At 52.8% G+C, this 20242-nt stretch carries 20 protein-coding genes, 7 tRNA genes, 1 rRNA gene and 1 riboswitch; of the genes, 20 read left to right on the top strand and 8 right to left on the bottom strand.

Translation table 11 applies throughout. The features are described from left to right. Positions 1-64: 64 nt before the first annotated feature. Both ACTVDO_RS09545 and ACTVDO_RS09540 read left to right on the top strand, forming a co-directional pair. Positions 65-838 (top strand): SGNH/GDSL hydrolase family protein, encoded by a 774-nt coding sequence (locus tag ACTVDO_RS09545; protein ID WP_442901413.1) that lies wholly within the window; start codon positions 65-67, stop codon positions 836-838. Between the two features lie 37 nt (positions 839-875). After that, on the top strand, positions 876-1451 hold the full coding sequence (locus ACTVDO_RS09540) for a YpmS family protein (protein WP_020959899.1): 576 nt from the start codon (positions 876-878) through the stop codon (positions 1449-1451). 130 nt (positions 1452-1581) lie between these two features. On the opposite strand, the gene ACTVDO_RS09535 is transcribed toward ACTVDO_RS09540, so the two are convergent. Together ACTVDO_RS09535 and plsY are read right to left on the bottom strand one after the other, a co-directional pair. Then, the gene (locus ACTVDO_RS09535) at positions 1582-2943 is read right to left on the bottom strand and encodes an RsmF rRNA methyltransferase first C-terminal domain-containing protein (protein WP_442901460.1); all 1362 of its coding nucleotides are present in this window, start codon (positions 2941-2943) and stop codon (positions 1582-1584) included. 60 nt (positions 2944-3003) lie between these two features. Next, on the bottom strand, positions 3004-3597 hold the full coding sequence (plsY, locus tag ACTVDO_RS09530; protein WP_020959897.1) for a glycerol-3-phosphate 1-O-acyltransferase PlsY: 594 nt from the start codon (positions 3595-3597) through the stop codon (positions 3004-3006). 199 nt (positions 3598-3796) lie between these two features. Between plsY and ACTVDO_RS09525 the strand changes: the two genes are divergently transcribed. After that, positions 3797-4222, top strand: coding sequence for an OsmC family protein (locus ACTVDO_RS09525; protein WP_020959896.1), 426 nt, complete (start codon positions 3797-3799; stop codon positions 4220-4222). A 228-nt stretch (positions 4223-4450) separates the two neighbouring features. Here ACTVDO_RS09525 and ACTVDO_RS09520 read toward each other — a convergent pair whose 3' ends face one another. After that, a complete protein-coding gene (locus tag ACTVDO_RS09520; protein WP_020959895.1) occupies positions 4451-5911 on the bottom strand; it encodes an aldehyde dehydrogenase family protein in 1461 nt (486 codons plus the stop codon). Between the two features lie 318 nt (positions 5912-6229). On the opposite strand from ACTVDO_RS09520, the gene ACTVDO_RS09515 reads away from it, so the two are divergent. Then, positions 6230-7852 (top strand): bifunctional metallophosphatase/5'-nucleotidase, encoded by a 1623-nt coding sequence (locus tag ACTVDO_RS09515; protein WP_020959893.1) that lies wholly within the window; start codon positions 6230-6232, stop codon positions 7850-7852. A gap of 136 nt (positions 7853-7988) precedes the next feature. Here the strand turns inward: ACTVDO_RS09515 and pepT are convergent, their stop codons facing one another. Next, complete coding sequence (gene pepT, locus ACTVDO_RS09510; RefSeq protein WP_020959892.1) at positions 7989-9224, bottom strand: peptidase T; 1236 nt, start codon at positions 9222-9224, stop codon at positions 7989-7991. A gap of 22 nt (positions 9225-9246) precedes the next feature. Between pepT and ACTVDO_RS09505 the strand changes: the two genes are divergently transcribed. The 3 genes from ACTVDO_RS09505 (at position 9247) to ACTVDO_RS09495 (ending at position 12032) form a co-directional block, all read left to right on the top strand. After that, entirely contained in the window at positions 9247-9669 is a 423-nt protein-coding gene (locus tag ACTVDO_RS09505) for a hypothetical protein (protein WP_442901412.1), read from the top strand. 204 nt (positions 9670-9873) lie between these two features. Further along, positions 9874-11094 carry a threonine synthase gene (locus ACTVDO_RS09500; RefSeq protein WP_442901411.1) on the top strand — a complete coding sequence of 407 codons (1221 nt, stop codon included), beginning with the start codon at positions 9874-9876 and terminating at the stop codon, positions 11092-11094. A gap of 68 nt (positions 11095-11162) precedes the next feature. Then, positions 11163-11295: riboswitch (FMN riboswitch) on the top strand. Positions 11296-11447: 152 nt separating this feature from the next. Continuing rightward, positions 11448-12032 (top strand): ECF transporter S component, encoded by a 585-nt coding sequence (locus ACTVDO_RS09495; protein WP_020959889.1) that lies wholly within the window; start codon positions 11448-11450, stop codon positions 12030-12032. 66 nt (positions 12033-12098) lie between these two features. Here ACTVDO_RS09495 and ACTVDO_RS09490 read toward each other — a convergent pair whose 3' ends face one another. Beyond that, a complete protein-coding gene (locus tag ACTVDO_RS09490) occupies positions 12099-12713 on the bottom strand; it encodes a sulfite oxidase-like oxidoreductase (RefSeq protein ID WP_020959888.1) in 615 nt (204 codons plus the stop codon). Positions 12714-12871: 158 nt separating this feature from the next. Continuing rightward, on the bottom strand, positions 12872-13654 hold the full coding sequence (locus ACTVDO_RS09485; protein WP_442901410.1) for a DeoR/GlpR family DNA-binding transcription regulator: 783 nt from the start codon (positions 13652-13654) through the stop codon (positions 12872-12874). A 211-nt stretch (positions 13655-13865) separates the two neighbouring features. Between ACTVDO_RS09485 and ACTVDO_RS09480 the strand changes: the two genes are divergently transcribed. Beyond that, entirely contained in the window at positions 13866-15536 is a 1671-nt protein-coding gene (locus tag ACTVDO_RS09480; protein ID WP_442901409.1) for a DUF6044 family protein, read from the top strand. Between the two features lie 46 nt (positions 15537-15582). Here the strand turns inward: ACTVDO_RS09480 and ACTVDO_RS09475 are convergent, their stop codons facing one another. Then, positions 15583-16215, bottom strand: coding sequence for a DUF2238 domain-containing protein (locus tag ACTVDO_RS09475; RefSeq protein WP_442901408.1), 633 nt, complete (start codon positions 16213-16215; stop codon positions 15583-15585). 160 nt (positions 16216-16375) lie between these two features. On the opposite strand from ACTVDO_RS09475, the gene ACTVDO_RS09470 reads away from it, so the two are divergent. The 11 genes from ACTVDO_RS09470 to ACTVDO_RS09420 all read left to right on the top strand — a co-directional run bounded on the left by ACTVDO_RS09470 (position 16376) and on the right by ACTVDO_RS09420 (position 18774). Then, complete coding sequence (locus ACTVDO_RS09470; RefSeq protein WP_442901407.1) at positions 16376-16873, top strand: GrpB family protein; 498 nt, start codon at positions 16376-16378, stop codon at positions 16871-16873. Between the two features lie 204 nt (positions 16874-17077). Continuing rightward, a complete protein-coding gene (locus tag ACTVDO_RS09465; RefSeq protein ID WP_020959884.1) occupies positions 17078-17167 on the top strand; it encodes a putative holin-like toxin in 90 nt (29 codons plus the stop codon). Between the two features lie 343 nt (positions 17168-17510). After that, a 5S ribosomal RNA gene (gene rrf / locus ACTVDO_RS09460) occupies positions 17511-17627 on the top strand. A gap of 8 nt (positions 17628-17635) precedes the next feature. Continuing rightward, positions 17636-17710 (top strand) — tRNA-Val (locus ACTVDO_RS09455). Between the two features lie 4 nt (positions 17711-17714). Next, positions 17715-17786, top strand: a tRNA-Ala gene (locus ACTVDO_RS09450). Positions 17787-17793: 7 nt separating this feature from the next. Next, a tRNA-Leu gene (locus ACTVDO_RS09445) sits at positions 17794-17876 on the top strand. A gap of 17 nt (positions 17877-17893) precedes the next feature. After that, positions 17894-17986, top strand: a tRNA-Ser gene (locus ACTVDO_RS09440). 172 nt (positions 17987-18158) lie between these two features. After that, positions 18159-18231 (top strand) — tRNA-Thr (locus tag ACTVDO_RS09435). Between the two features lie 10 nt (positions 18232-18241). Further along, positions 18242-18323, top strand: a tRNA-Tyr gene (locus ACTVDO_RS09430). A gap of 18 nt (positions 18324-18341) precedes the next feature. Beyond that, positions 18342-18415 (top strand) — tRNA-Ile (locus ACTVDO_RS09425). A gap of 152 nt (positions 18416-18567) precedes the next feature. Beyond that, positions 18568-18774, top strand: coding sequence for a heavy-metal-associated domain-containing protein (locus tag ACTVDO_RS09420; RefSeq protein ID WP_020959883.1), 207 nt, complete (start codon positions 18568-18570; stop codon positions 18772-18774). 147 nt (positions 18775-18921) lie between these two features. Here the strand turns inward: ACTVDO_RS09420 and ACTVDO_RS09415 are convergent, their stop codons facing one another. Further along, positions 18922-19770, bottom strand: coding sequence for an MBL fold metallo-hydrolase (locus ACTVDO_RS09415; RefSeq protein ID WP_020959882.1), 849 nt, complete (start codon positions 19768-19770; stop codon positions 18922-18924). A 155-nt stretch (positions 19771-19925) separates the two neighbouring features. Between ACTVDO_RS09415 and ACTVDO_RS09410 the strand changes: the two genes are divergently transcribed. Then, complete coding sequence (locus ACTVDO_RS09410) at positions 19926-20225, top strand: phasin family protein (protein WP_020959881.1); 300 nt, start codon at positions 19926-19928, stop codon at positions 20223-20225. The last annotated feature ends 17 nt before the right edge of the window (positions 20226-20242 follow it).

The following is a 20242-nucleotide window of genomic DNA, read 5'->3' as shown; positions in this document are numbered from 1 at the left end:
AAACGGGCGCCGTTTTGCCTTCTTTTCGTCTTTCCCCTGTTGCAGCAAAAGGCAGGTGTCACACATGATACGATGGGGATGGCTTTTCGTGTTGGGGATGTTGCTCGCCGGATGTACGGTGCTTCCGGCCGGCGGGAAGCCAGACCGCCCACATGAGACCGCCATCAGGCAGCCGGAAGCAAAGCCGTTGCCCAAAGACATTCACCTCGTCGCGTTAGGCGATTCATTGACCGAAGGAGTCGGAGACGGCGAAGGGAAAGGAGGCTATGTTGGCCGCCTTATCCCGCTTTTGGCGGCGGAAGACGGGGTGCGGACGGTGACGGTTACGAATGCCGGAAAGCGGGGCCGGCGCATCAACGAACTTGAACCGGTTATTCGCGCCCACCAAGCGGAGCTCGAGCGGGCGCATATCATTACGATTACGATCGGCGGCAACGATGTGATGAATGTCGTCCGCTCGCATTTTTTTGATTTATCGTACGAGCGGTTTGCGAACGAGAGCCAGCGATTTGCCGAGCGGCTCGATCACCTGTTGCTGTTGTTGCGCACGATCAACCCGGATGCGGTCGTTGTGCTCATCGGCTTATACAACCCGTTTTCCACGACATTGCCGAACATTCCGGAAATTGACGACGTCATCGTTGAATGGAACCGTGCGAGCAACGCGGTGCTTTCCCGCTATCCGCGCACGATCTTTGTGGATATTCAAGATATGTTTGCCGACCGCGATGATTTGCTTCACCGCGATGAATTTCATCCAAACGCCGCGGGATATGAACTAATGGCGATGCGGATATATGAAGCGCTGGACGCGCGAAAAGAGTGGTGGGCGAACTGATGGAAAAGAAACGGGATAGCATAAGGAGCATATTAGGATGAATTGGAAACGAGCGTTTTGGACGTTGGCGGCCGTCAATGCCGCTGTCCTTGTCTTGGTGGCTGTTTGGCTGCTGCAGCCGTCTCCGCCGGTAAAACGGCCGGCGCGCCCGGACGTGGAAGGGGCTTCGTTTACGGTATACTCGAAGAAAGAGCATTTGAACGCCGTTATTAACGACTATTTGGCAGAAAAAACGAAAGACCATCCGCTCCGGTACGACGTTTGGCTTGCCGACCGCGTCTACGTCTCAAGCGAAATTCCGATTTTTGAACGCGAAGTCGAGCTCGTCGTCTCGTTTGTGCCGAAAGTCATGAAAGGCGGGAACGTCGAGCTTGTCGAACCGGTCATTTCGCTTGGCGACTGGAAGCTGCCGGTGACATACGTGCTTCGCTACTTGCAAAAGCATGCGCCGCTGCCGGATGAAGTTGTCATTGATCCGGAGCAGGCCCGCATTTATGTGGCGCTCCATGAGATCCGTTTTGGCAACGGGTATCAAGTGGCGGCGAAAAAAATCGATTTGGCGGCCGATGAAATCGTATTTACCTTAACGATCCCGACAAACCGTCCGCGGTAAAAACGTTGGCTTCAACGTTTCCGCGCAACATCGCGAATCTTGTCGGGCTCCTATTTGGAAGAAAAAGGGTGTCTCATTGCCTTTGAGACACCCTTTTTTTGGCCGTCCCAGCCTCGTGCGGCCCCCGCCGTTAGACAAGGCGCAGTCCTTTTGGATAAAAGTTTTTCACCGTTCCTTTAACTTCTTTTCCCCAAGCGAACGGAAATCCGTCCACCGTCACGAGCAGCCAGCCGCGGTCGCCGCCGGTGGACAGCGTTTCACCGCGCCAATACTGAAGGCATTGCCGGCTGCTGCTTGATAAGTCAAGCACGTGTTTCGCTTCGCCCGCCCGCAATGCCAAGGCGAGAGCATGGTTTGGCTCAAACCGCTCTTTTTTGGTCTCGCCAAGATGAAGTCCGGCGCGCATCACTTTTAAGCCGGACAAATCCGGGCACCGGTCCGGCAGCATGGCCAAATGGCTGCCAAACGAGATGACCGTCCCGTGCTGCTCGGTTTGCAATGATTGTTGTTCAAATTGGCGGTACAATCGGACGGCTGCTTTCGGTGCGTTCGCTTTTGCCCACCGCCCGCTCCATGGCGGAGTCGGCCGCTGTTTTTGCAGCTTGGCGACAAAATGCCCTTCTCCTTTGAGACGGTGCGGCCAAAGACGGGCGGCGCATTCAAGTTCGGCCCGGTTCGTTTTCGTCCACTCCGGCCGCCCCGGCTCGATGCCGCCGATTTTCGCAATCGGCAGCAACCGCAAATCATCGTACGTCTCGAGCAGCCATTCCACCGTTTGCTCGTTTTCCTCGGGCGAGAATGTGCATGTCGAATAGACGAGAATGCCGCCTTCTTTCAGCATGGCATAGGCGCTTTCTAAAATGCGCCGCTGCCTCGCCGCGCATTGTTCCACATAGGACGGACTCCAAAACGAGGCGGCCTCTTCTTCTTTCCGGAACATGCCTTCCCCTGAGCACGGAGCGTCAACTAAAATTTTGTCAAAAAAACCGGGAAACCGCTCGGCGAGCGCTTCGGGAGTTTCATTGATGACAACGGTGTTCGTCAATCCGAACCGCTCGACGTTCTCCGCCAACGCTTTGACCCGCTTCGGGTGAATTTCGTTGGCGACGAGCAGCCCTTTGTTTTTCATCATCGCGCCAAGTTGAGTTGTTTTTCCGCCGGGAGCGGCGCACAAGTCAAGCACCATATCCCCCGGCTCAGGCTGCAGCGCCTCGGCGACCGCCATGGCGCTCGGCTCCTGAATGTAGTATAACCCTGCCGCGTGGTACGGATGTTTTCCCGGTTGATCGCTTCGTCCGCAATAAAACCCGGTCGGACAAAACGGTATGGGTGTGAGAGAAAACGGCGCCGTTTCCGCCCAAGCAGGGCGGACTTTCAACGGATTGACGCGCAGGCCGTTTGCTTTTTCCCTTTTGTAGGCGGCGAAAAATTCGTCCGCTTCTTCTTGAAGCAACGTTTTCATTTTTTCTACAAATTGTTCTGGCAACATCAGCAAGCTTGGCTCCTTTCTTCATCAGAAGGGGCATCGATGGCCGCGACCAGCTTGACAGCGTCAAGAGCGGCGTCCCGGCCATTGAATTTTCGGTTCCGTTTTGTTCACAATGCGTTTGATATTGGCGCGGTGGCGGTAGAATATAAATGAAGCAAGCAACAAAACGGCCGCCATCAACGGAATGTCGTCGGTGAAAAAGACGGTGTACACTGCGGCGTAAAGCGCCACCGCCATCGATGACAGCGACACGTACCGCGAAATGGCCAAGACGATCAGAAAGACGGCGATGAGCGACAAAAAGAAAAGCGGCGAATAAAACAGCATTACCCCGCCCGATGTCGCCACCGCCTTGCCGCCGCGAAATTTCGCAAACACCGGATACATATGGCCAATTACCGCAACCGCCCCGGCCAAGAGTGGATGGACCGGGACGGAAAAAAACATCGGCAAGCTCGCCGCCAACGTTCCTTTCAACATATCCCCGACAATGACGATCGTTCCCGCTTTCGCTCCGAGAACGCGGAACGTGTTCGTCCCCCCGAGATTGCCGCTTCCGTGTTCGCGAATGTCGATCCCGTAGCCGATTTTTCCGACGAGAAGGGCAAACGGGATCGAACCGAGAAGATAAGCGATAAGCAAAATAAGTGCTATCATGCCGTGAAACACCCTTTACTCAACAAGTTTGTGCATGTTTCTATTTTATCATGCGTCGGTTAAAACGGTAGACTGGAAATGAAGAAAAGCGATTGTTTTGCATTTTCACACGATAACCGGTAAACTGAAAAGCGGGCAGGGACGGACGGAAACGTTCATTCGTCCCGCAACAAACGCAGAGAAGAGAGGAGCGGCTGTGGTGAAAACGACCGTCACGTGGAACGGAAATATGTCATTCAGCGGTCAAAGCGTTTCCGGTGTCACCATTCCGATCGATGCGGCCAAAGACGTTGGCGGCAACGATTCGGGCGCCCGGCCGATGGAGCTTTTGCTTCACGCCTTGGCCGGCTGCACCGGCATTGACATCATATTGATCTTGCAAAAAATGCGACTTGACGTCCGCGCGTTTTCGATGGAGGTGGAAGGAACGCGGGCGGATGACCATCCGAAGCGGTTTACCGACATTCATATTCATTACGCGCTTGAAGGCGATTTGCCGGAAGAGAAAGTTGCCCGTGCCATTCGATTGTCAAAAGAAAAATATTGCTCCGTTTCCCATTCGCTCAGCGCTGCCATTACGGCGAGCTATTCGATTAACGGCGTTCGCGGGAAGGAAACGATTTAGCGCAGGCGGTGCGTTCGCCTTTACGCCTAGACGGCCGGCGCAGGCGAGCCGCCGCCTGAATGTCGGGCGCGATACGTTCGGGTGCCTTCGCGTTCCCCCTTTCGCCGTCAGCAAGGAACGCGGCGTTCGGGCGTGTATAGGATGGCGCCGATGGCAAGGAGGAAGCAATCGCCCGCTTTGTCTAAAGCAAAACAGGGGGCGCCCGTCGGCGCCCCTCCTTTGTCGCCATTAAAATGGATAGCGGCGATAGACAGTTTGAACAGACACCCATTTAGTCATGGTAAACTCGTCGACCACCCATGGGTTGCCAAAACGTCCGACACCGCTTGCCTTTGTGCCGCCAAACGGCACGGTCGGGCTGTCATTGACCGTTTGGTCGTTAATATGCGTCATGCCGCTCTCGATGCGGAGCGCCAGCTGTTCGCCTTCGCTCAAATCTTCGGTGAAAATGGCTGAGCTTAATCCGTATTCCGTATCGTTCGCCATCGCAATCGCTTCTTCATCCGAGCGGGCTTTGATGATCGTGGCGATCGGAGCGAACAACTCCGTTTGCGCCAGTTTGCTTCGGTTGTCAACATCGACAAAGACGGTCGGCGTCAACACGTTGCCGATCCGTCTTCCTTCGAGCGCCGCCTTTGCCCCTTCCCGTTTCGCTTCTTCGATGATCGCGAGCGCTTTTTCCACTTGTTTTTCGTTGATGAGCGGGCCGATGACGGTTTTTGGGTCGCGCGGGTCGCCATACGGAAGTTCTTTTGCCCGGGCGACGAACTTTTCGACAAATTCGTCATAATGCCGTTCATGGACGATCATCCGGTTAATGATCATGCAAATTTGCCCTTGATGGATGAACTTCCCAAAAATCGCCGCATCAACAGCGCGGTCGACGTTGGCGTCGGCAAGCACGACAAACGGGTTGTTGCCGCCAAGCTCCAAGGCGACACGCTTCAGCATCCCGCCGGCGACTGCACCGATATGCTTCCCTACTTCAGTCGATCCGGTAAAGCTAATGAGCGCAGAGTGCGGGCTTGTCAACATATCGTCGCCGATTTCATCGATGTCCGTCAAGATGACATTCAACACCCCTTTTGGCAAACCGGCGTGCTCAAATGCTTTGGCGATGACAACACCGCCGGTGAAGCACGTTTGAATGTCCGGTTTGTGGACGACGCTGTTGCCGAGCGCAATGGCCGGGGCGATCGTCCGCATCGACAAGTTCATCGGGAAGTTAAACGGCGAAATCGATGTAATCACCCCGAGCGGCAGCCGGTAGACGCGGTTGACTTTCCCTTCCGTTTCCGATGGCAGCTCTTTGACCTTTGTTAATTCATCGGCCATATGAACGGCTTCTTCCACAAGGCCGATCGACAAATCGAGCTCCACGTTCGCTTTAATCAGGCTGCCGCCTGTTTCGCGGGCGATGAGGTCGACAATTTCCTCGCGATGGGTGCGCAAATAGTCCGCCGCTTTGCGCAATACCTCTTTTTTCGTCTCCACTGTTGTTTGCGCCCATTCTTTCTGCGCCTGCTTGGCTGTCCAAAAAGCGTCGGCCAGCTGCTCTTTTGTCGCCAAGCGCACCGAAGCGATCAGCGACCCGTCGTATGGGTTCGTGTTGTCATACGTGCGGGCGCTTTTTCCCTCAACCCATTCCCCATTAAGGAAACTGCGGTTCCATTGCTCAAACATTGCCATTGCTATCACCTCCATCGTATATTGTTCGTTGTTTTTCTGAAGCTATGCCCGATCAACGAAATGACCGACGAGCAGAACAGAAAAGTTTGTTCCTATGCTTAATGCGGTTGGATAATGGTCTGGAGGCCATCCTAAGAGGCCTTGCGCAAGGCTCTTAGGATGGCTTTTTTGATTTGGATGGGCATGTTTTAACTTTACAAAAGATTTACAAAAAGAACGTCTTTTTTCTCTATTATTCTACCTATTCCAAATATATAATCAGGAAGTGGAGAAATAATCAGGAAGTGGAGAAACCATAAGAAGGAAGGGGACTGGAGGATGAAGCGTTCCAAACGATGGGGAAAGCACGTGCTGCCGGCATTGGCGGCGACAGCCATCCTGGCTGCAAGCCCGGTCGGAGCGGCGGGAATAGGAAAGGGGGCAGCAGAGCCTTCTGCTTCCGCGCATCGTTATATTGATGTACAGCTGTTAGGCATGAACGATTTCCACGGCCAGCTCAATGTGACAAGAAAAGTCGGCGGCCGGGAAGCCGGACGGGCTGACTATTTGGCCGCCTATTTGAAACAGCGGGAGGCGGAAAACAAAAACACGCTGCTCGTCCATGCCGGTGATGCGGTCGGCGCCAGCCCGCCGGTATCAGCGTTGCTGCAAGATGAACCGACGATTGAGGTGTTGAACAAGCTCGGGTTTGACGTCGGCACTCTCGGCAATCACGAATTTGATGAAGGAGTAGCGGAAATGCTCCGCTTGATCCATGGCGGATATCACCCGGCGACTGGTGACTTTGCCGGAGCGGATTTCCCGTACGTGAGCGCCAACGTCGTTGATGTAAAAACGGGAGAGCCGATTCTTCCGCCGTACGTCATTAAGCGCGTCAACGGCATGCCGATCGGGTTTATCGGCGTCACGCTCACGGAAACGCCGACGATTGTGACGCCAAGCGGCGTTGCGGGGGTCAAGTTCATCGACGAAGCAACAGCCATTAACAACGCAGTTCGCGAGCTGAAAGAAAAAGGAGTGCAAACGATCGTCGTTCTCGCCCATAACCCAGGCGTATCCAATCGGGACGGAACGAACGCCAACGGCGAAATCGTCGAGATCGCCAAAACAATCGATGACGAAGTGGACGTCATTTTCGCCGGCCATAACCATGCGTACTTAAACGCGATGGTGGATGGCAAGCTGCTCGTTCAGTCGTATTCGTACGGTACGGCGTTTTCGGATGTCGATTTAAAAATCGACCCGCGCACGAAAGACGTCGTCGAGAAAAAAGCGGAAATTGTGACGACCTATCATGACGGCATTGCCCCAGACCCGGAAATTCGCGCGCTCATTGCAAAATACGAAGCGAAAGTGGCGCCGCTTGTCAACCAAGTCGTCGGCGCGGCAGCCGAAACGATCACCGATGAACAAAACGAAAGCGGCGAGTCCGCCTTGGGCAATTTGATCGCTGATGCCCAGCGGGCGGCGATGAAAACCGATTTCGCCTTTATGAACCCGGGCGGCATTCGCGCCGATATTGAACAAGGCGAGGTAACGTGGGGCGAGCTGTACAACGTTCAGCCGTTCAACAACCAGCTTGTGAAAATGACGCTCACCGGCGCGCAAATCCGCCAGCTGCTCAACCAACAATGGCAGCGAGGGCAAACGCGCATGCTGCAAATCTCCGGCCTCCGCTATACATGGAGCGCCAGCAGGCCAGCAGGGGACAAGGTCGTTGACATTCAGCTGCCAGACGGCACCCCGCTTCATCCAGACGCTGAATATACGGTAACGGTCAACAGCTTTCTCGCTGATGGCGGCGACGGGTTTACGGTGTTGAAAGAGGCGGCAAACCGCGAGGTAGGGCCGGTTGATTTGGATGCTCTTGTTTCGTATATTCGCAGCCTTGAGCAGCCGTTCTCGGCACGGATTGAGGGACGGATCAACCGTCTTCCGTGACGGAACGGGATGAAGGCGATCGATCGCTTCATCAAAAAGGTGTCCTGATGTTCGGGACACCTTTTCGTATGGTCGCACCGAAACTGCTGCCTAGCCGATCGGCTCATGATCGTCCGAGATAAGCTCTCACCGCAGATCAGGATGCTTTTTGCTCGAACAGCTTGATGATTTCCACGATCACCTCGGCCGCTTTCACCATCGTATCGGCGGAAACATATTCGTAGCGGCCGTGGAAATTTTCGCCGCCGGCGAAAATGTTTGGCGTCGGCAGCCCCATATACGACAGCTGCGACCCGTCCGTGCCGCCGCGGATCGGTTTCACTTTCGGTTCAATGCCCAAGTTCGTCATCGCTTCGTGGGCGATGTCGACGATATGGCGCACCGGTTCGATTTTTTCCCGCATGTTGTAGTATTGATCGTTGATTTCAAGGCTGATTCGGTTGTTTCCGTATTTTTGCGCAAGCGAAGCGGCGATCTCTTTCATTTTGGCCTTGCGCGCTTCGAACTGTTCACGGTCGAAATCGCGGATAATGTAGTGAAGCTTCGTTTCCTCCACGCTGCCTTGGAATGAAAGCAAATGGTAAAACCCTTCGTATCCTTCGGTATGCTCGGGCGCCTCATCGGCTGGCAGCTGCTGTTGGAATTCCATGGCGATTTTGATCGAATTGATCATTTTCCCTTTCGCCGTACCGGGGTGAACGTTTTTCCCTTTGATCGTGATTTTCGCTTCGGCAGCGTTGAAGCTTTCGTATTCCAATTCGCCAAGCGGCCCGCCGTCGACCGTATAGGCAAATTGGGCGCCGAACTTCGCGACGTCAAATTTGTGCGGCCCGCGGCCGATTTCTTCATCCGGCGTAAAGGCGACGCGCACTTTGCCATGCTTGATTTCTGGATGTTGGATGAGATAGTTCATGGCCGTCATAATTTCGGCGATCCCCGCTTTATCGTCAGCGCCAAGCAGCGTCGTCCCGTCGGTTGTAATCAATGTATGTCCTTTGTAGTGGGCAAGCTCCGGGAAATCGTTTGGCGACAGAACGATGCCTTGTTCTTTGTTCAACACGATGTCGCCGCCGTCGTACTGTTCGATGATTTCGGGGTTGACATTGGCTCCCGTAAACTCCGGAGACGTATCCATATGAGCCAAAAAACCGATCACGGGCACATTTTTCTCCGTATTGGCCGGCAGCGTCGCCATGACGTAGCCATTTTCGTCGACCGTGACGTCTTCCATGCCGATTGCCTTGAGCTCTTCAACCAACATGTCGGCCAGCTTCCATTGCCCTTCGGTGGACGGGCAGGTGCTGCTTTCCGGGTCGGACTGGGTATCCATTTTGGCATAGCGGATGAAGCGTTCGATGAGCTCTTGTTTCATATGTCCATCTCCTTGTTCATTTATGTATGAAATGGTGTGGCGTCCGGATCGTTCCGCGCCTGCTTTTGCCCTCATCATCATGGCTAGGGTGGGAAAAGCAGGTGGTGGTTTCCATATTTATTTTACCATAAGCGGCGTAAACGGTAAAAAAGAGGACCCGGATTTTATGACGGGCCAGCGGTGCGAGGGGGCATCACTGGCAGCGGGCGCATCCAACGCAAAAAGCGGTTCGCTGTCAGACGGGAACCGCTTCGATGCTTTCTGTCGCCAGTTTTTACTTGTCACATCTTCGGTGCGCGTTGCTTATTTTTTTCGCTCTCGGCCTGTTTTTGAGCGGCGAGATTTCCTGGCGTCGCCTTCGTTTCAAGGTTGTTCAAGCTTTCTTTTGTTTTTTGTCCACTGTGATGACCTCCTTGCCATGCTTGTGAGATGGATGACCGGCTGAGTCACTGGCATGGTCCGCCATTTTCCCGACTATAGTGTTTGCCGGTTTCGCGCGATTATGCATAAAAAAGCGAGGGATGCTTCGTCGCTAAATGCATCGGCAACGGCTATGATATAATGAAAAGGTTGGTGTCTCGCTAGAAACGTGAAAGCAGGCGCTTCCTGTCTTGTGTGGGTGAAACGAACGGAAAGGAGAATCGAAACGATGCCATTCAGCTATGTATCCCATCTATACTGCCCGAAGTGTGAACGTACATACGGTGTTGACCAAATTCACCAACTTTGTGAATGCGGGTCGCCGCTTCTAGTCGCGTACGACTTGGAGTCGATGCGCCAAGAAGTAAAGCGGGAGGCACTTGCGGAGCGGGAACCGAGTTTATGGCGGTATCATGAGTTATTGCCAGTGAAGCATCGTGAACATATCGTTTCTTTGGGCGAGGGGATGACTCCGCTTGTGCCGATGCCGCGTTTTGGACAAAAAATCGGTATTCCCTCGCTTTATATGAAAGACGAAGGCGTCATTCCGACCGGGACGTTCAAAGCCCGCGGGGCGGCCGTCGGGGTTTCGAAAGCCAAGGAATTGGGCGTCAAACAGTTGGCGATGCCGACAAACGGCAACGCTGGCGCGGCCTGGTCGCTGTATGCGGCGCGGGCGGGCATTCAGGCGACCGTTGTCATGCCGGTCGATGCGCCGGAAATGACGCGAAAAGAATGCGCCGCCGCTGGTGCCAAGCTGTATTTAGTCGACGGCCTCATCAGCGATGCCGGGCAAATCGTAGCGAAGGCGATTCGCGAATATGGCTGGTACGATGCGTCAACATTGAAAGAACCATACCGGATTGAAGGAAAGAAAACGATGGGGCTGGAAATCGCCGAACAGTTTTCTTGGCAGCTTCCGGATGTCATTTTGTACCCGACCGGGGGCGGCGTCGGGTTGATCGGCATTTATAAGGCGATCAAAGAACTGCAGGCGCTCGGCTGGGTGAGTGGCCGCATGCCGCGGCTTGTCGCTGTACAGGCCGAGCATTGTGCGCCGATCGTCAAAGCGTGGAACGAGAAAAAACGGGAGTCGGCATTCTGGCCGAATTCGTCAACTGTGGCGTTCGGCATCAACGTGCCGAAAGCGCTCGGCGATTTTCTTGTGCTCGAGGCCGTGTATGAAACGGACGGCTGTGCCGTGGCCATCGGCGATGAGGAGATTTTGGCTGAGCAGCGGACGGTGGCGGAACTGGAAGGGGCGTTCATTTGTCCGGAAGGAGCGGCGGCGTTTGCCGCGGCCCGGAAATTGCGCGAAAGCGGCTGGATTCGCGGCGGAGAGACGGTCGTTGTGCTCAATACGGGAACAGGATTGAAATACGCCGATTTGATCCACACCGCCCCGCTGGTGCTCGAGCCGGGGGATCCGTTTCCAAAGCGGGAATCATAAAAAATCATAGACAAATTGAAAAAGAGATTGTATACTAAACACATCGGAATTATCAAAAAACAGAAACGATTCATCTTCGGGGCAGGGTGGAATTCCCGACCGGCGGTGATGAGGCGCTTGGCCTCTCAGCCCGCGAGCCGCAAGGCAGGATCCGGTGCAAGTCCGGAGCCGACAGTATAGTCTGGATGGGAGAAGATGAAGGTTTGCCGGTGTTTCGTGTATGTGCGAAACGCCTAGTTGAGCATACCCTTTTTTCTCCCTTAGGCTCCGTGCTTAAGGGAGTTTTGATTTGCGCTCAATGCGGCAGCCTTCTTCTTGTGAGGATGAATCACGAGAAGGGAGGAGAAATAAGGATGAAGCGTGTTCCAATCCGCGTCTTTGCCGGCATCGGGGTGTTGGGCGCCATGGCGTATGTGTTGATGATGCTTAACTTTCCGCTGCCGCCGTTTCCAAATTTTTTGCTTGTTGACTTCAGCGATGTGCCGGCGCTTGTCGCCGCGCTGTTGTACGGCCCGCTCGCCGGCGTGGCGGTCGAATTTTTGAAAAACGTGCTGAACTATGTTTTCGTCGGCAGCGCGACCGGCGTTCCGATCGGCCAAATCGCCAACTTCACCGCTGGGGTGGCGTTCCTTTTGCCGGTTTCCTATGTTTATCGAAAAGCCGGGTCGAAAAAAGGCATGCTGCTGGGGCTGGCGGCGGGGACGGCGGCCATGGCTCTCGTGATGAGCGTGCTCAACTACTATGTGTTTTTGCCGGCGTACACGCTGTTTCTCGGCGCCCCGGCGATGAGCGCACCGGAAATAAAGGAACTGGTGATATCCGCGATTTTGCCGTTTAACGTCGTCAAAGGAGCCATCATGGCGATCGTGTTCCAGCTTCTCTTTGTGCGCCTTGGCTCTTGGCTTGCCAAACAAGCCGCATCCCGCCAGGCCGCTTAATGACCAAAAAGCGAGGGTGTTTTTCTCAACCCCTCGCTTTTTGGTGTACCGGCCGCCTTGGGGTTGTCAAAACCGAAATCGCGGCACCCAATCGGCAAATCGCTCTTCCTTAAACGGATTGGCGGTCATCGAATAGCCGCGCTCTTCCCAGTAGCCCGGCTCATCTTCCTTCATAAAGCGGATGCCGGACGCCCATTTCGCCCCTTTCCATAAGTAAAACGTCGCCGGCGGGATGAAACGGAGCGGATAGCCGTGCTTCGGCGAGATGTCCTGCCAGTCGTGATGGTTGTCTTTCCACCGATAGACAAACAAGGCATCATCGCCCATGAGCGCCTCAAGCGGCAAATTCGCCGAATAGCCGAACCGGTCGCCGTTTAAGTAGCCGTAAATTTTCACGTATTTGACATCGCGGTCCAGTTCGACAAAGCGCAAAAACTGGCGAAAAGCAATGCCTTCAAACGTCGTATCGAATTTCGACCATGTCGTCACGCAATGCATATCCACGGTCGAAACCGTCTTCGGCAGCTGCATCACCTCTTGATACGACAGCGACACTTCCTCTTTCACATCGCCGAACAGCCGAAACGTCCATGTTGCTTCATCAAATTCGTACACATCCCCTTCATGCAAAATCGGCCATTTTTCGGTTTCAAACTGGCCGGGAGGGAGTTGTTTGGTCATGATGGGCACTCCTTTTGATAGGTTGTTTTCTTCCATTGATGATACAAAAGAACGGAAGGGGATGCAATGAAGGTGCATAAACAGGGGTGCCAACAAAAACAGATAAAAGCAAAAATAAAACAACATTTAAAAAGGGAGCCAGCGACAACATTGACCGTTCAGCGGCCAACAGAACGATGTTTCAAACGGGCGATCGTCAACATGAGTTGCTTCCTTTCTAAATCGTTCATTGTCTTATCATCAACGTGGTCGTCAACGATAAGGTGATGTACGTCATCAAGTGGGGCCATGCGGACAAAGGCGCGTACGCCAAACTTGCTTGAATCGGCCATCAAAATCACTTGATCGGCAATAGTCATCATTTTTTTCTTCAACAACGCCTGCCATTCATTGGACTCACTTAATCCGCTTTCCAAATGAATTCCTTTGCATGACAAAAACGCTTTGTCGACATAATATGTTTCCAATGATCGCTCCGCCAACGGCCCTACATAGGAGAGCGAGCGCGGCAATAGCACGCCGCCGGTTGAGATGACTTGGATTTTTTCTTTTTTGCTTAACTCAACGGCGACTTTCACCGAATTTGTCAAGACCGTTAATGGAATGTCAGGCAACGCTTTGGCCAAATACCAAGCGGTCGTGCTGGCGTCTAAAATGATGCGCTCGCCGCTTTGGATGAATTTGACTGCTTCTTGGGCGATCGCCTTTTTTTCCAGTGCATTTGCAATTTCCCGTTCGGAGAAGTCAACTTCCGATTCGTTGCGAATGCTGATGGCGCCTCCGTGGCTTCGTTTTAGTTTGTTTTCCTTTTCTAATTTTTCCAAGTCGCGCCGGATCGTTTCTTCGGTGACAGAAAATATCTTGCTTAATTCGGACACGCGGACGCTTAGCCGTTCGTTAACGAGCTCGACGATTTTTTGCTGCCGTTCTGCCACTAACACGCCGGACTCCTCCCTTCGCCTGTTTTTATAAAAATTTTTTGTTTTTGTTTGTTTATTTTTGTTTATTTTTGTTTTTATCATAGCATATTTTTCCCCTGTCAAAATCAAAAAGTTTGAAAAAAGAAACGAGGAATAATTTTCTTGTTTCTGTACAACGTATCCAATAGGGGCTTTTGCAGCCAAAAACGGACGGGACAGGAGCGTGGTGCCGGTGACCGAACAGCGAGAACGACGGTTTTTCCTATTGGCGCTTGGCGTCATCGCCATTTATGTGTCCCCGCTCTTTCTCCTTGGCGAAAACGCTCATATTCGCGTGCACGATAACTTGGATTCCAATATCGCCTGGTACAAAGTGCTTGCTGAAAGCGGGCAAATCACCGGGCCGCTTGACGCGACGATTCCGCAAATCGCTAACGGCCAATTGTCAAGAAACGCCCTCGGCTCGGAGCTGACCGGCATCGTCTGGCTGCACGCCTTGTTTCCGACGATGACTGCGTATGCACTCAGCCAAACGATCACGAGGGTCGTGGCGTTTTTGGGCATGTATTTGCTGTTAAAGACGCATTTTTTAACTGATCCACGCTGGACGGCCGTCCGCATCGGGGTGGCGCTGGCGTTTGCGCTGACGCTTTTTTGGCCGTCGGGGATGTTAAGCACGTTAGGCATGCCGCTGGCGCTTTGGGCGTTTTTAAGCATCCGAAAAGGTGAGGGGAAGTGGAGACATTACGCAGCGCTCACGCTTCTCCCGTTTTATTCTAGTTTTGTGCTCGGATTTTTCTTTTTTCTTGCCGCCATGGGCGTTTTTTGGCTTGTTGATGTGCTGCGCGGAAGGGGATGGAACGTTCGGTTCTTCACCTCGATCGCGTATATGACGCTGCTTTACTTGCTTGTCGAGTACCGGCTTGTCTACTCGTTTTTATGGGAAGATGAGCCGACGAGCCGGGATGAATACTTCCATGCCCGCCTGACATTTTGGCATTGCGTCCGCTTGACGTGGAAAAACTTTCTTCTCGGCCACCATCATGTCATGACCGAGCATACGTTTTTTATTTTGCCAACCTGGTTGGTGGCGTTGTATCTCGTTTTCGTGAAAAAACGATGGAAGCAGGAGCGGGCGTTTCTGTTTTTGTTCGCGTTGAACTTCGCATTGTCCGCATGGTACGCCTTTTGGTTTTATAAAGGATGGCTGCCGCTTACGGAGCGGTTTCATTTTTTGGATACGTTTAACTTTGCCCGCTTTCATTTTTTGCGGCCGATGATCATTTATGTGCAGTTTGCGCTGGCGTTGAAAATCATGTGGCAATATAGCGGAAACGGGAAAAAGTGGGCGAAACGGCTGCTTGCGGCCCAGGTGATCTTCGTGTTTTTGATCAATGAAGAAATCGTCTTCCGCTATGAGCCGACGGTAAAGCAATTTTACGCGGAAAAACAGTTCCAAGACATCAAAGAATACATCGGGCTTCCCGTAGCCGATTACCGCGTCGTGAGCATCGGCCTTCATCCAGCCATCGCCCAATACAACGGGTTTTACACGCTCGATACGTACAACAACTTTTACCCGCTGTCATACAAATACGAGTTCCGCAAAATCATAGAACGTGAACTGGCCAAAAGCAAAACGATCCGCACGTATTTTGACGAATGGGGCGGGCGTTGCTACATCTTCACCGCAGAACTTGGGAAGCGGTACATGTTCACGAAACATTCGAAACAGCGGCTGAAGAACTTGCAGCTGAATACAGAACAGTTGAAAAAGATGGGCGGCCGCTACGTTTTCTCGGCCGTTCCGATCGATAACGCGGCGGAAAACAGGCTTGTGCTGGACCGCGTATTCACATCCGCTGAGTCGGCGTGGACGATTTACTTGTACAGGGTGAAATAAAAACAGCGGCCCCCTATTTGAAAGGGGAAGCCGCTGTTTTCTTGGCCTAGCTATGGGGCTGATCCAACCGCGCAAGCTGCCGGTCGTGCCATCTTGAAAGCAACAGCAAGGCGACGATCGTCCCGATCAATGCACATAACATGTCCCATTGCGTGTCCCAAATATCGCCTTGCGTGCCCAAAAAATCCTTCGATGCCCTTCCTCCCTTAGAGATGATGGAAACGAGCCATTCGATGATTTCATACAAGGCGGCAATGGCGAGCGACATGCTTGTGACGATTGTAAAAAGCCAAGAGCCGCGCGACAGCGGCGTTTTCCTTAGCACGATCTCCCTCAGGACGATGGCAAACGTCCCTTTGAGAAAATGGCCAAACCGGTCATAATGGTTGCGTTCGAAATGGAACGCATCTTTGATCCAGTTGAAAAAAGGAACTTTAGAGTAAATATAATGGCCGCCGATCAACATGAGGATCGCCAGCATGGCGATGATGGCATACGACATCGTTGTCAGCCGAAAGCGCCGATACAAAGCGATGATGATAACAAGCCCGATGAGTGCCGGGGTGACCTCAAGCGCCCATACCGCATAGCTGGCCGGGCGAATCACCGACCAAACGAACACGGCGGCGACGATCAGCAACAACAGCCCGTGAATACGTTGTTGTCTTATTTGTTCCACCTTTTTTCCTCCTTGAAACAGCGGGACTCACCTATCGTCATTATTCGGAAAAACGCGGATTTTATACAAATTATTTTTATGCGGAAAAGTATTTTTATGCGGAAAAGGGACAGAACGGGTTTGTATTGAAAAGAAATAAGACAGGGAGGGGAAAAGGAAAATGGAACTCGTTTCGTTTTTGCTTTCCAATCAGATTCGCGAGCGGGCGGAGCGTGTGTTTTCGGAACATCAAGAGCGTATTTTGCGGTTGCTTCCCAAGGCCGATGTGCAGCATGTTGGAAGCACGGCGATTCCCAACAGTCTCACAAAAGGGGATGTTGACTTGCAAGTGCGGGTTCCGGAGTCGATGTTTGCAGAGGCGATCGAGAAGCTATCTACCTTGTATAAGGTGAATGAAGGGAGTGTTCGAACCGATTCATTTTGTGCGTTTTATGATGAGACGGCTGATTTGCCGCTAGGAGTGCAGCTGACGGCCATCGGTTCGGAACTTGATCTATTTTGGAAGTTTCGTGACGTGTTGCTGGCCAACGATCGGTATAGAGTCGAATATGATGAGCTGAAAAAGCAATACGAAGGAAAAAACATGGAAGAATATCGACAAGCGAAACAACGGTTTTTTGGGCGCTTGATGAAAACGCCGGAGTTTCAGCGGCTGTAAGAAACGGAGAGGAGGGATCGTGGAGATGCGACGTGAAGTAACAGGCAAGATTGGTGGGATCCCTCCGGTAGGGAAACATTCCTAATTTTCAATGAAGACGCGAATATATATTCGCATTTTCCTGATTTGATGGTATAATGAAACATGCACAGCTAGATGCAGGGTGGGCGGTGGCCACTCCCTGAACGAAGGGGGGTGGTGCTGATGATGACGATTGCCGATGCGCTGACGCTCATGATTGCGTTTGCGTCACTCGTTGTTGCGGTGATCGCCGTATCAAAAGACAAAAAGTAACCCACCCTGCTAGGCCGAGGCGAGGGTAGGTTACGATTCCCGAGGCTTGGGCCACTGCGCTTCTTGCAGCGGCTGTGTATGGACAGGGCATTGGTGGCCGCCAATGCCCTGCTTTATTGTACGTTCCTTCTTCCTTTATTATACGCGTATAAAGAGGGGAATGACAAGAACTTTAGAGAAAGAGACAGTGAAGATCGAAAAAAAATGAAAAAGAGGGTTGACTCTTTCGCTTTTTTATAGTAGATTTTACATTGTCGTTCCGATTCTGAAAGAGCTGGAATAAAAGATACAAAAAAGCTTGACAAACTTTTGGATTGCTTTATAATAAAAATCGTCGCCATTGCCTAGTGGTGATAGCGGAGGGGAAACACCCGTTCCCATCCCGAACACGGAAGTTAAGCCCTCCAGCGCCGATGGTAGTTGGGGCCAGCGCCCCTGCAAGAGTAGGTCGCTGCTAGGCAATATCGTGGAGTATTAGCTCAGCGGGAGAGCACCACGTTGACAGCGTGGGGGTCACTGGTTCGATCCCAGTATACTCCACCATGATGGGGCGTTAGTTCAGGGGGAGAACGCTTCGCTGGCAGCGAAGAGGTCAGGGGTTCAAATCCCCTACGCTCCACTTCTATGCGGTCGTGGCGGAATGGCAGACGCGCTAGGTTGAGGGCCTAGTGGGGGCAACCCCGTGGAGGTTCAAGTCCTCTCGACCGCATCGCTCCAAACAGTTATGGAGGAGTACCCAAGTCTGGCTGAAGGGGTCGGTTTCGAAAACCGATAGGGGTGTCACAGCCCGCGGGGGTTCGAATCCCTCCTCCTCCGCCATGGTTCCAACTCGTTTTATTTCTATTATGCCGACTTAGCTCAATTGGTAGAGACGAGCATCAACATCATTGAATTGACTGCGAGTTGCCTCGACGCATCCTGCTTCTGTGAATGGGCTGTTAGAGGAAGAGGCACAGTAGGCAAACAATGAGCCACGTTTTATTTCTATTATGCCGACTTAGCTCAATTGGTAGAGCAACTGAATCGTAATCAGTAGGTTGCGGGTTCAAGTCCTGCAGTCGGCATCGCCATTACGGAGGGGTAGCGAAGTGGCTAAACGCGGCGGACTGTAAATCCGCTCCCTTTGGGTTCGGCGGTTCGAATCCGTCCCCCTCCATTTTTATTTTCCATAAACGGGCCTATAGCTCAGCTGGTCAGAGCGCACGCCTGATAAGCGTGAGGTCGGTGGTTCAAGTCCACTTAGGCCCATTTTTGATATGGGATGGTAAGAGCAAGTGACTCTTGCCATCTTTTTTTGTATTATCACGAACGGTACGATGTGCCTCGTTTATGAGGGAGCGAATCGGGGAAAATAAGCGACGGGAACGGCATGTTTCTGAAGAAGAGAAGGAGGGAAGACGATGGCTGAAGCTACCTTTTATATTGACGGAGCGACATCGCCGCAGCCTATTGCCCGCATTGAACGACTCCTTAGCGGGCTCGATGGCGTGGAGCGTTCGCTCGTCGATACAGAGGATGGGGAAGTGAAGATTCAATTTGATGAGAAAAAGATTTCGAAAGAACGCATCGTCTTAACGTTGCAGCAGCACGGCTTTCGTTTTCAGTAGCGAGGCGTCTTTGCGCCCCGCTATTCAACTGCGTAAGGGTGTCCCAGTTGGACACCCTTTTGTCTTGAAGAATGGCACGCTTATGGATCTTTTCGAACCGGGAAGCCTTTCGTTTCCTAGCATGGGCGTAGATGGGAGAGTGTTCACTCAATGGACGTACTTCCCGTAATCGGGAACGGCAAGGCGGTCAAAATCGCGGGCGAGTTTTGTCAGCCCCTCACGCAATTCCTCTCCTGCTACTGGGGCGCCGTGCCCTGTGACAGCGACCGATGGGAAGAGTGCAGCCAATTTCCGGACTGATTCACGGGCAGCCGTCCAGTCGATGGTATAGTAGCGCGGCGGGCCGGTAATGTCGGTTTGTTGGGTCAACACTTTGTACAGCGAGTCTTGACGGACGGTGACAAACGCATCGCCAGCGATTAAAGCCGCATCGCGCGGGCGGAACAAAGAGATGTGGCCTGGTGTGTGCCCAGGTGTGTGCAGCCAGCGGAACTCCGGCAAATGCGGGACGGTGCCATCCTCTGGAAGCGGATGAACGTGATCGCCCAGTTGAATTGGTTCGTTTGGGAAAAACGGTGAAATTTTGGCGAGAATCCCCCCTTCAACGGACGCGTCCGGTTCGGGATAACGCGCCTTGCCGGTCAAATACGGCAGTTCGTCTTTATGGGCGTACACCGGCACATTCCATTCCTGGATGAGCTCAACCAACGCCCCGACATGGTCAAAATGGCCGTGGGTTAAAATAATGGCTTGCGGGCGGCTGCCGCTGCCAAAGCGGTTTTCAATAACCGAAACAATGTCGTCCGCTGATCCTGGCATCCCCGCATCGATCAATACGAATGTGCCATCGTCAGGGTGGCCGACTAGGCAAATGTTGACGATTTGGATTGTATGGCAGTACAGGTCAGGCAATACGCTGACCCCGACGCCGCTTGCTGCAGATGTCGCAGGAATAAAATGATAGTCTTCCCCGTAATGCAATGGTTCATCAGCCATCAAAATCTCCTCCTTTGCATCGTTGTCCAACGGTAGATAGCATGCCGCATCGCCCCGCCTCTTATACAAATACAAAGGGCTGCCGCCTAACTCGACACGGATCGGCAAGCAATGGTACAATAAGGAAAAGGATTAACATAAGGAGGGGAAAATGGATGAGCATTTTGAAAAAAGGGTTGGCGTTTGGACTTGGTCTCGCCATTGCCAGCAAGGAGCAGGTGGAAAAACTCGTGGACGAGCTTGTGAAAAAAGGGGAGCTGTCGCTTGATGAATCGAAGGAAGTGATCGATCAATGGAAGCAGCAAACCGAAGCACGAAAAACAGAAGTGCAGCGGTTGGTGCGCGAACAAATCAAACAGGTGATTGACAAGCTCGACCTGGCGACAAAGGAAGAGGTGCGGCAGCTTGAGGAGCGGATCCGCCGTCTTGAGGAAAGGGAACAAAGCGGGGAGTAACGGGCTTTTTTGGCTGC

The sequence above is a fragment of the Geobacillus sp. BK01 genome (assembly GCF_052220245.1).
Classification (GTDB): Bacteria; Bacillota; Bacilli; order Bacillales; family Anoxybacillaceae; genus Geobacillus.
The sequence above is the reverse complement of the archived record's forward strand: the minus strand, read 5'-3'. Positions and strand labels throughout refer to the sequence as shown.